An 11,403-nucleotide genomic window follows, 5' to 3' on the forward strand; every position below is an offset into this window, starting at 1 on the left:
GGAATGAAGCTGAGGAGAAGATACATCCGGAATATCCGGCAGAATCTGTCATTTTATATAGCCTCCGCCGTACTGACCATGGCGGCGCTCTTTCTGTTTTTCCTGTTTCACATCGCGGGAAATGCAATTCTGGACTTTGCAGATGAATTTTTTGAAAAACAGAAGCTGGAGGATGCTCATTTTACGACTTATGTCCCGATTCCGGAATCGGATGTTGAAGAGATGGAAGAAGAGTATGGGATTACTTTAGAGGTGCAGTCCTATATAAACATTGACACTGATGGAACTACCGCAAGGGTATTCCAAAAGACACGGAAAGTGGATCTCTACGATGTGACAGTAGGAGAGGATGCCAATGAAAAAGGCGAGGTGATCCTGTCCGAAGGCTATGCCGTCAATATGGATATCTCTATAGGCGATCAGGTCAGGATCGGAGAAGAAGACTATACGGTGACCGGTTTCTTTCAAAGGCCGGACTATCTGTACATGCTGGAAAATGAGGACGATTCATATAAGAATATCTCTACATTTTTTCTCGCCTATATGTCTGAGAAAGACTTTGCAGAACTGGGAGAGACGAACTGCCAGTATCTGGTCAGATATAACGGAAATGACGATGCAGATTTCCGCAGGGCTGTCAATGAGAAATATCATATGTACAGCTATACGGCGGCGGAAGAAAACCAGCGGATTGTGATGGTGCGCTCACAGGCGGAAATGTTTCTGATCATGTCGTGGATGCTCCTGTGCATCCTGCCGCTTGTGGCGGTGGCGCTGATCTGCATTATTATCAACAGAAAGGTAAAGACAGAGCAGCAGATGATAGGAACGCTTTCTGCCATGGGGTACACCAGAGCGCAGTTGGCCCGGCATTATGCCGGATTTGCAGCCATTCCCGGTATCATCGGCGGTGTTCTGACATCTGTGATTACGGCGGTTGTCGTCCAGCCATACGGGGAACTGGGGCTTACTGACTATGAACCAATGAGGATCTCCTGCAGCCTGAGCTGGTATGCGGCTGTTTTAGGAATTGCCGTTCCTGCTGTCATGTATATTCTTGCGGCGCTGCTTTCGGTAAGGGGTCTGCTGAGACAGAATACAGTGCTGCTCTTAAGCGGAAGTGCAGACGAGGGCAGGCGGAAGCTGCGCCGGGTCCTTGCCGGGAGAAAGCTGTCTTTTCGCGTCAAATTTGCTGTCCGCTCACTGATCGGAAGTCCGGCAAGAAGTTTTGTCGTCTTTCTGGGAATTTTTCTGGGCAGCTTTATCATGCTGACGGGATTCTCCATTTATGATTCGGTGAGGCATATGGCGGACACGGTACAGGAGGCGGCCGGCGAGTACGAATATCAGTACGTTTTAGGTGAACCTCTATATGAGAATCCTTACGGCGGAGAGCTGATATTGGCGGCGCCTGTGGAGGATGAAAAGGGAGACGCGCTGACTGTGATGGGAACGGACAATGAGCAGTCTCTTTTAAACCTGACAGATAAGGAAGGACAGGAGATCAGTACAAAGGACGGATATTATATTACAAGCCTTACTGCATACCTGTGCGGGTGGGGAAACGGTGACCGGGTGACATTATATAATCCGCTGTCTCTGGAACAGATCCATATCAGAATCAGCGGAATCGTGGAAAATGATACTGCGCAGATTATTTATACTTCCCGGGCAAATGCCGCTGAGATGACCGGGGTGGACAAAAATGCAGGGAATATGATCATAAGCGAAGAAAGACTGGATATTCCGGAAAATATAGTAGAGAGAGAAAGCAGAAAATCTGATCTTAAAGAGCAGGTGGATACGATCATTGACCAGACCAGCTATATGATCGATACTATGGTGGGACTGGGAATCATGATCTGTATCGCATCTGTCTATGTAGCAGTCAATATGCTGGTATCAGAGAACCGCAGCAATATCTCCATGCTGAAAGTGCTGGGGTATCCGGACCGAAAGATCGAGCGCATTGTACTTGGCAGCAATCATGTCTTCCTGCCCCTGGGAATCCTCATGAGTATTCCTGCCGCATATGCTTTCTGCGGACTGTTTTTCCGGATATTTGCCGATATGATGGGGATGCTGGTCAGCCCGTATCTGGAGCTTAAGAGCTGTATTATGGCTGCAGTCCTGACAGCAGGCAGCTATCTGGCGTCAATGCATTTCGTAGGATGGAAGACCAGGAAGGTGGATGCAGCGGAGTGCCTGAAAGCCCAGAGAGAGTAGGGATTCTTTTGATATACCAAAAACGTATGAATATCCATAAAAGACAGATATTAGACAGAGAACAGGAATTATATGATAATAATTAAAAATGGATTTCAAGCGGAGCGTTTAGAAAATGGAGAGATCGGCGTGAAATTGCGTGTACTGAAATACTTTTTTTAAGCCACAAAAAGGAACAGCGACATTTCTGCTCTTTTTTGTGGCTTATTTGCGTTCTGTATTTATAATGTTTTCTACATCCCTGCCACTATAGAAGATACGGATCACAGTTACCGTGAGGCTGCTATTGCTTACAGCGTAATAGACAATGAAATTGTCCACGGGTACTCTATGCATCTCCATGCTCATCCATGGCTCCCAATCCACGATGGCATAGCGTGATGGCATAAAGTCCAGTGACCGGATCTCTTCCCGAAGGCGATTGACCTGACCTTCAGCAGCGTCAGGTGACTGGAGATCAAATGCGATGTATGCGTAAATTTCCCTCAGATCATTCATGGCTTCCGGGGAGTAAACAACGGAATAGACATCGCTCATATACCAAACTCCCTTTTAAGCTCAGCATCCACTTCATCTGCTGTATAGGTTTTGCCAGATTTCATGGACTCTACGCCCTTCAAAAGTTCAGCATCCAATTGTTCCCGGGTCATACCACCAATTGCTGTAGGCTTTGCTGAAGGAAGACGTAGTTCAAAAGGAATTCCCTTTGTCAGGACGATCTGGCTGTAGAGCATCTGGATAGCACTGGATGGAGAAATACCAAGCTGGGAGAGAATGCTTTCAGCGTTTTCTTTTAAGGTTGTATCAATCCTGGCGTAAACTGCGGTTGTATTTGCCATATTCATCACACTCCTTTTTCTATATTATAGCTGTAAAACTTTGCAAATGCAAGTGAATGCAAGCAAATTAACATGGCTGAAGCAGGAGAAAGTATTCATAAAATGCATGATAAATGATAAAGAACAGGTATTAGACCTAGAAATTGATTCGACTTACAATATGTGTGAAGACAGAAAAGAACCTGACAGAAAACTGAAATGAATGGAAACCGAAAGGAAGTAAAAGATCATGAAAAAGAATATTGGAAAAAGTCTTGCACTTTATCCTACTCTGCTTGTCGTAGTAGGAACGAATGAAAGGATTGGTGAATATGGAATACGCAAAATTAGGAAACACGGACATCGAGGTGTCGAAGCTCTGTGTGGGCTGCATGAGTTTCGGAAAACCCGGAACGCTGCATGACTGGACGCTGGATGAATCCGGAACAGAGGAAATCGTAAAACATGCCCTTGACCTGGGAATTAACTTTTTTGATACTGCAAACGGATATTCGGATGGAACCAGTGAAGAATATCTTGGAAATGCACTGAGAAAAAATATTTCAAGAATACGCCGATCGAAGAGACAATGGAGGCTCTGAATGATCTGGTGGTATCCGGAAAAGTACGGGCCATCGGAGCGTCGGCTATGTACGGATACCAGTTCTATAATATGCAGCTTGCGGCCCGGGATAACGGCTGGGCACAGTTTGTGGCTATGGAGAATCATTACAATCTTCTTTATCGGGAAGACGAACATGAACTGATTCCTATCTGCCGTCAGATGAATGTTTCCCTCATGCCATACAGCCCTCTCGCAGCAGGACATCTGACACGGCCGGAATGGAATTCAGATTCTATCCGCAGCAAAACAGACCGGGCAGCCATGGGAAAATATGACCGGACTCAGGAGCAGGATATGGAGATCGTCCGCAGGGTTCATCAACTGGCAGAAAGATATGGTGTAAAAATGCAGCAGATCGCATTGGCATGGGAATGGGCAAAAGGAGTGACAGCGCCGATCATCGGGGCTACGAAAGCATCCCATTTTGATGACGCCGCCGGAGCGTTTTCGGTGAAATTGACAGCTGTTGGATGAGAAGAAATAATGGAATCAAAACAGGAAAAATTCATGGCTAATTGAAACATAGGGCAATAATTTTGAGGTACTGGAAAACAGCTCGTATGAAAAGGTATTTTCTTTATCATACGAGCTGTTTTCATTTTACTTACTGATGGCGGGAGTGCGGTTACATCCCCAGCTTCCATTGAGATGTTTCTTTTTGAAGCTCAACCATGCGCCGGTAAAGACCGCCCTGGGCCAGCAGTTCTTCCGGGGTGCCCTGCTGTGCCACACAGCCATTCTCCAGCACGACAATATGATCGGCACCGGCCACAGTACGCATCCTGTGGGCGATGACCAGCACCGTTTTACCCTGAAGCAGGCGGGAGAGAGCTTCCTGAACAGCACTTTCGTTTTCAACATCCAGGCTGGCGGTTGCCTCATCCAGAAGAATGACAGGCGCGTCTTTAAGCAGGGCGCGGGCGATGGAAATCCGCTGGCGTTCACCGCCGGAGAGGGTAGAACCGTTTTCTCCGATCATGGTCTGATAACCTTGCGGAAGTTTTTGTATAAATTCATCGCACCGGGCAGCCTTAGCAGCTGCGAAGACTTCTTCGTCCGTAGCTCCCCGGCGTCCCAGACGGATATTTTCCATTACCGTGTCCCGGAACAGCACTACATCCTGGAAAACCATAGAGTAGTATGTTAACAGTGTCTCGGGATCCACACCGGACACGTCCACGCCCCCAAGAGTAATTTTCCCTCTGGTAGCGTCCCAAAAGCGGGCGGCCAGTTTGCATGCGGTGGACTTTCCGCCTCCGGAGGGACCGATCAGGGCAGTTACTTCTCCCTGTCTGGCGGTAAAGCTTACATCCTCCAGTACACCATCCCCTTCCCGGTAGGCAAAGGATACATGATCAAAGGTGATGTTGTAGTTTTCGGGCGCAAATTCTTTTGTACCCTCCTGTATCGGCTGTTCCAGAATAGAACGCATCCGTTCAATCTGCAGTTTTGTATTAAAGGTGGCGGCGATATTCTGCAGTACCAGCCCCAGCGGGTCATAAAGTCTTGCGGCGGCAAAAAGGAACCCGAGGAAATAGAGAAAAGAAAGTTCTCCGGCTGCAAAAAGCGCTCCGCCGGTCAAAATAGTAGTGGCCAGACCCAGACGAAGGAAGGCCTGGGCGGAGCAAACAAACACGCCGGTTGCCAACTCTGAGTGGATGGAGCCCTTCTCCATAGCGGCCAGTTTTTTCTCCAGTTTTTCCATATAGGCCTCCTGCCGGCTGCATGCCTTGATATCCCTTATGGTTTCCAGCCCCTCCTGAATGCAGTCGGCTACCGCACGTTTGTTTAAAATATTCCTTGTACCGAAGGAGTCCTGGATTTTTTTACTCCCTGCTGTGAGCAGAAGCGCCACTGGCACTACCCACAGTACGGCCAGCGCCATCCGCCAGTCGCAAAGGAACATGGCGGCACCGATCACAAGGGTAGAGAAAATAGATGCAAACAACTGTGGCACATAGTGGGAAAACATCTGATCCAGGCTGGAGCAGTCTGCAATCATGGTGGAGGTCAGGTCGCTTAGATCCCGGTTTCCGAAAAAACTCAATGGCAGCTGGCGAAGTGTTTCCGCCAGGCTTACCCGGCGGTTGGCGCTCTCCTTATAGGTCGCCAGATAAAGCGAAGCGTACTGGAACCAGTGAAGAATGAACAGCAGGATCAGGACAGCTATGCCAAAGCCCGCATAAATCCAAAAGCCATTCATAGAGCTGCCTCCGTTTTCCATGGAATCTAACAGATGCTGCACTGTAAACAGGACGGCTCCCACCGGAAGCATCAGGCTTAGATTGCACACAAAGCACCAGGCCACTGCTTTTACCAGATCCTCTGCACCCTTTTCACTGAGCGCAAATAAATGCTGTAATTTTTTTGTCATACTGCTTCCTCCTTTCCTACCTTCCACTGGGCGCTGCGCTGGTAATCCTCCCACATGCCGGTATAAACACCATGCAGTGCAAGCAGGCTTTCATGACTGCCCTGCTCGATAACCCTTCCGTCACTCAGGACAATGATAGAATCCGCATTCTGTACGGTAGACAATCTGTGGGCGATCATCAATACGGTTTTGTTTTTGGTCAGCGCTTCAAAGGCTTTCTGAATCTGATGTTCGTTTTCCGGGTCGGCAAAAGCCGTGGCCTCATCCAGCACCACAATGGGAGCGTCTTTCAGGATGGCCCGTGCCAGAGCAATCCTTTGCTGTTCACCACCGGAGAGATAAATGCCTTTCGTTCCAACCACAGTATCCAGGCCCTGCGGAAGTTTTTCCAGAATGTCATCACACTGTGCGGCACGGGCGGCAGACAGAACCTCATCTCTGGAAGCTTCTGGTCTGGCGGCCCGGATATTTTCCAGCAGGCTCTCCTTAAACAGCCGGGTATCCTGAAAGACAAAGGCCACTTGCCGCATCAGATCTTCTGTGTTCAGCTCCCGGACATTGATTCCGCCGATTGCGACAGTTCCGCTGTCTGTATCCCAGAAGCGGGGAATCAGGCTGGCGGCTGTAGTCTTGCCGCCGCCGGATGGCCCAACCAGCGCCGTTACCTGTCCGGGGCGGACAGAAAAAGACACATCGTTTAGAGCCGGCCGATCCGAACCCGGATAAGTAAAGCTTACATGGTCAAAGGATACAGCGGCATTTGCCGGACGTTTCTGTACCTTTGATTCTTCCATGGGTTCCTGGCCGAGGATCTCATCCAGACGGCCCACGGCTTCGTCTGCTTCCATGACAGCCTCACTCATATACATGATCCGGTTGATCATCTGACCGCAGGCGGGGGCAAACAGGGCATAGAAGATAAAGTTTACCAGCACCGTGCGTACATCCCTGCCGGAGGACAGCAGCAGCGCCGCCGGAATCAGCAGGGCGAAGGCTCCGTTGATAAAAGTCAGAAAACAGGTCTGCCCGATGCGGCAGCTCATGGCATACTGGCTGGCCAGATCGCTGTAATCTCTGATGGCGGCGTAAAAAGCCTTGAAGGAGTAGACTGTCTGCTGGAACATCTTTACAACCGGGATACCCCGGACATATTCTACCGCTTCGCCGCTCATACGCTCAATTTCCTTCTGGTACCGGTGGAAAAATCCTGCATTCTTTCCGCCCATCATCAGGCACATAGAGAGAAGAGCAAGAACCATGGTGACCAGGCATAGGAGTCCCATTTTCCAGTCAAAGAGAAACAGCATTACGATGGCAGCGATTGGCGTGACGATGGTTCCCGCCAGATCAGGGAGTTTGTGGGCCAGCAGATCTTCTGTGAGTCCGGCGTTGTCGTCAATCAGTTTCCTGAGACGCCCTGACTGATTTCCCGTAAAGAATCCCAGGGGCAGCTTCAGCACGTGGGCCATGGCAGTACGCCGGATGTTCCGGGCGGTACGGAAAGCGGCGATATGAGTAGACATGAGTGCCGCAAAATACAGGGCGATGCTGCCGATGGCGGTCCATACCGCCGTCCAGCCCCAGCGTGACAGGCCGGAGACTCCGGAAGGACTGGGCCAGGCTTCCAGTACATTCCTTGCCGCCAGCCAGACGCACACATAAGGGATCAGTCCCAGTACCGCAGACAGGGCGGAGAGGATACAGCCCACTAGGGTAAGTTTTTTGTGTCCGCCCGCATAACTTAAAATGCGGGACAGGCTGCTTTGCTTTTTTTGCATCAAAAGAATACCTCCTTTTGCCTAAAAATTTATTATGAAGTTAGAATAAACTAACTATCATGCAAAAAAGATGGGGGCTATTGCCCCATCAATTTTAACCATCCGGCTGTATAAAAATCCCGCAGCTGATCCACGTAGCGCAGGGCTCTGTCTCTGGGCATATCGTGTACCACGATCTCGAATATTCCATTAAACATGCCGCTGGCGATGATATGACACATCTGCTCATCCAGTTCCGGAATATCATGTCCAAGGCGGCGAAGGACTTCCATATATTTCAGTGTGTATTCTACTTCCACCTCAACCATGTTATGGACAAAATGCTCATAGCTTGTGCCTTCTGACCGGCATAGCAGCAGCTTCACCGGTTCCCGGTGCTGACAGATGTATTCTACCATCCAGTGGATGCAGTCCGAGGACTCTACCCCCATGTGATCCGGCTGCTGTTCTTCAGGGAGCTCGGCGAAGGAGGTCTGGGCTTCCATAAACTTCCCCATGAGGGCAGCGGCATGAGGCTCCACAATAGCGGCAAACAACGCCTCTTTGCTGGAAAAATATCCATAAAAGGCGCCGGTTGTCACGCCGGCCTTCTTTACGATCTGACGCAGGGAAGCACCAAGAAAGCCCTTGTCAGAGAACTCTTCCAGGGCGGCATGCAAAATATTTTCTAATGTGGCAGATGACTTGTCTTCCATAGTTGCCCTCCATATAACAGTGTCATATAACAATGTTATTATATGATGCAGAATAAGATTTGTCAATAGGAATGAATCTCTGTTTTGTGAGTTTTATTTGTTTACGATTAGTAGGTTTTTTCGGGAAGAGATACCTGTGTCAGATTTATGCAATATGACTTGACATCGGAAAATAATACACTATAATGTTTCTTTGGAAACGGTTTTTGCAAAAACTATAATCAGATAGAAGAGACATCGTAGGAAGGAAGCGAAAGGATATGGGACAAACGGAGCAAGAACAGGATGGAATACAGAGAGAAGAATACAGTGGATCAGAAAACGGAAATGACAATAAGGAGTTTCTGCGGACCGAGCCTCTGGGAAAGCTGCTTCTTAAACTGGCGCTGCCAACAGTAGCGGCGCAGCTGATCAATATGCTGTATAATATCGTTGACAGAATCTATATCGGACACATCCCGGAGATTGGCGCAACTGCACTGACAGGAGTAGGCGTGTGTATGCCGCTTATTATGATTGTTTCCGCATTTGCGGCGCTGGTAGGATACGGTGGAGCGCCAAGAGCATCTATTTTTATGGGAAAGCATGACAAGGAGACTGCGGAAAAAATACTGGGGAATTGTTTTACGCTTCAGATTATGATTTCCGTTGTACTTACAGCGGTGCTGCTGATCTGGAACCGGGATTTCCTTATGGCCTTTGGCGCCAGTGAAAATACCATTGAATATGGCGTGAACTATATGAACATTTATGCGCTGGGGACGATCTTTGTGGAAGTTACGCTGGGAATGAATGCGTTTATCACAGCACAGGGCTTTGCAAAAACAGGTATGCTATCCGTGCTGATCGGAGCGGTTGCCAATATTATTCTGGACCCTGTCTTTATTTTCGGACTGGACATGGACGTACGGGGAGCTGCCCTGGCTACGATCATCTCACAGGCGCTTTCCTGTATCTGGGTGGTCAGCTTCCTGGGCGGAAAGAAAACGTTCCTGAAGATCAGAAAGAAGAATCTGGGGCTGACGTCAAAGATCATTCTTCCATGCCTGGCGCTGGGTGTTGCCACGTTTATCATGCAGGCAAGTGAAAGTGTGATCTCTGTATGCTTTAACAGTTCCTTACAGAAATATGGCGGAGATATTGCAGTTGGTGCAATGACGATCCTGACAAGTGTTATGCAGTTTGCCATGCTCCCGCTGCAGGGACTCGGACAGGGCGCTCAGCCGATCATCAGTTATTGTTATGGAGCAAAGGATACGAACCGGGTTCGGGGGGCGTTTAAGCTGATTTTGAAGGTCAGCCTGGGATACTCTATACTTCTGTGGATTCTGGTCATGCTGTTCCCGGGAGGATTTGCAGCCATGTTTACATCGGATGCCCAGCTGATGGAATACACAAAGACTGCACTTCGTATTTATATGGCCGCAATGCTGCTGTTTGGCATCCAGATGGCATGCCAGATGACCTTCAATGCGCTGGGGAAAGCAATGGAGTCTATCGTTGTGGCAGTCATGCGGAAGTTTATCCTGCTGATTCCGTTGATCTATATTTTGCCGCATATCTTAACATCAGACCAGACGATGGCGGTTTATCTGGCAGAGCCTGTGGCAGACGTGCTGGCGGTAACATTTACGGCTGTTCTGTTCAGCATCCAGTTTAAGAAGACATTGAAGAATGTAGAAACGGCATAAGAATTACATGCAGGAGAAGGATAATGGTCAAAAGTGAATTAAAAGATCTGTATCTTGATGAATTGGATAAGGACATGTGGGAGGAGGAGACGCTCCCATTCCGGAGACTGATGTCTTATTACAGCTGTGCCGTGATGGAAATAGAAACGAAGCTTAGGGTACTAAATGAAGAATTTTCGCTGGAATATGACAAGAATCCCATCGAATCAATCGAGTCCCGCATTAAATCGAAAGACGGGATTATAAAAAAGCTGAAAAGGAGAGGCCTTCCCGTTACGTTAGAATCTATCGAAGAGCATATCTGGGATATTGCAGGATTAAGGGTGATCTGTTCATTTCCGGAAGATGTATATATGATCGAGCAGTGCCTGCTGGAACAGGACGACATTCGCCTGATCCAGCGAAAGGACTATATCAAGAATCCAAAGCCGGGCGGATACCGAAGTCTTCATCTGATCGTAGAGGTGCCTATCTTCTTAAAGAACCAGAAGAAATGGGTGAAAGCGGAGATCCAGCTTCGGACCATGGCGATGGACTTCTGGGCCAGCCTTGAGCATAAGCTGTGCTATAAGAAGGATCTTGACGAAGACATAGAAAGAGCAATCGAAGAAAGTCTGTGGATCGCAGCGGAAACCTGCTACAAATTGGATCAGGATATGGAAGCAGTAAGAAGAAAGATTCAAAAAGAATGACAAGAGACGTATTTTGTTTTTGAAGGCTGTGAAAAGAGGGAAAGAGATGAGAAAAACTACGGAAATGTTTATGGGGCTGAGAAGTCTGTTCCGGTTGTATGACAAGATGCTGAAAAAGGTCTGCACAGAGCATGATCTTACAGTTATAGAGGCCGATATCATCAGCTTTCTGCAGAACAATCCAGGAAAAGATACGGCAGCTGATATCGTGGAACTCAGGGGGCTCTCCAAGGGAGCAGTATCAAAAGCGGTAGAGTGCCTGATACAAAAATCCCTGCTGGAGCGGATCCCGGACACGGAAGACCGAAGAAAGATCCATTTGAAGATCATGCCGGGAGCCGGACCGGTAACAGAAAGCATAAATGAAGTAAAAGAAGAATTTGTAGGAACTATCCTGGCAGGATTTACAAAAGAAGAGCTGGAGATGCAAAGCCAGTTTCTGGACCGGTTGTTTGAGAATACGAAAAGAGCGATAGAAAGGTAGCGATCGGGGACGTACACTTT

Annotated in this window: 9 protein-coding genes and 1 pseudogene; 5 read left to right on the forward strand and 5 right to left on the reverse strand. The window is 48.3% G+C overall.

What is annotated here, in order from left to right:
• Positions 1–3: 3 nt before the first annotated feature.
• A complete protein-coding gene (locus tag BKD12_RS14520) occupies positions 4–2,226 on the forward strand; it encodes an ABC transporter permease (protein ID WP_070090060.1) in 2,223 nt (740 codons plus the stop codon).
• 204 nt (positions 2,227–2,430) lie between these two features.
• On the opposite strand, the gene BKD12_RS14525 is transcribed toward BKD12_RS14520, so the two are convergent.
• Both BKD12_RS14525 and BKD12_RS14530 read right to left on the reverse strand, forming a co-directional pair.
• Positions 2,431–2,763: a type II toxin-antitoxin system RelE/ParE family toxin gene (locus BKD12_RS14525; RefSeq protein ID WP_070090061.1), complete on the reverse strand. Its 333-nt coding sequence runs from the start codon at positions 2,761–2,763 to the stop codon at positions 2,431–2,433.
• Positions 2,760–3,065: a type II toxin-antitoxin system RelB/DinJ family antitoxin gene (locus BKD12_RS14530; RefSeq protein ID WP_070090062.1), complete on the reverse strand. Its 306-nt coding sequence runs from the start codon at positions 3,063–3,065 to the stop codon at positions 2,760–2,762. Before BKD12_RS14530 ends, BKD12_RS14525 begins: the two co-directional genes overlap by 4 nt.
• 311 nt (positions 3,066–3,376) lie before the next feature.
• Between BKD12_RS14530 and BKD12_RS14535 the strand changes: the two are divergent.
• A pseudogene (locus BKD12_RS14535) lies at positions 3,377–4,143 on the forward strand (aldo/keto reductase).
• A 151-nt stretch (positions 4,144–4,294) separates the two neighbouring features.
• On the opposite strand, the gene BKD12_RS14540 reads toward BKD12_RS14535, so the two are convergent.
• The 3 genes from BKD12_RS14540 to BKD12_RS14550 form a co-directional block, all read right to left on the reverse strand.
• Positions 4,295–6,043 (reverse strand): ABC transporter ATP-binding protein, encoded by a 1,749-nt coding sequence (locus BKD12_RS14540; RefSeq protein ID WP_070090063.1) that lies wholly within the window; start codon positions 6,041–6,043, stop codon positions 4,295–4,297.
• Positions 6,040–7,821, reverse strand: coding sequence for an ABC transporter ATP-binding protein (locus BKD12_RS14545; protein ID WP_330385629.1), 1,782 nt, complete (start codon positions 7,819–7,821; stop codon positions 6,040–6,042). Before BKD12_RS14545 ends, BKD12_RS14540 begins: the two co-directional genes overlap by 4 nt.
• A 77-nt stretch (positions 7,822–7,898) precedes the next feature.
• A complete protein-coding gene (locus BKD12_RS14550; protein WP_070090065.1) occupies positions 7,899–8,516 on the reverse strand; it encodes a TetR/AcrR family transcriptional regulator in 618 nt (205 codons plus the stop codon).
• A gap of 260 nt (positions 8,517–8,776) precedes the next feature.
• Between BKD12_RS14550 and BKD12_RS14555 the strand changes: the two genes are divergently transcribed.
• The 3 genes from BKD12_RS14555 to BKD12_RS14565 are packed head-to-tail and all read left to right on the forward strand — an operon-like array spanning position 8,777 to position 11,383.
• Positions 8,777–10,207, forward strand: a complete 1,431-nt coding sequence (locus tag BKD12_RS14555; protein WP_083262979.1) for an MATE family efflux transporter — start codon at positions 8,777–8,779, stop codon at positions 10,205–10,207.
• Between the two features lie 23 nt (positions 10,208–10,230).
• The gene (locus tag BKD12_RS14560) at positions 10,231–10,899 is read left to right on the forward strand and encodes a GTP pyrophosphokinase (RefSeq protein ID WP_070090066.1); all 669 of its coding nucleotides are present in this window, start codon (positions 10,231–10,233) and stop codon (positions 10,897–10,899) included.
• Positions 10,900–10,945: 46 nt separating this feature from the next.
• On the forward strand, positions 10,946–11,383 hold the full coding sequence (locus BKD12_RS14565) for a MarR family winged helix-turn-helix transcriptional regulator (RefSeq protein WP_070090084.1): 438 nt from the start codon (positions 10,946–10,948) through the stop codon (positions 11,381–11,383).
• Positions 11,384–11,403: the final 20 nt, after the last annotated feature.

Source organism: Merdimonas faecis, assembly GCF_001754075.1.
Taxonomy (GTDB): Bacteria; Bacillota; Clostridia; order Lachnospirales; family Lachnospiraceae; genus Merdimonas; species Merdimonas faecis.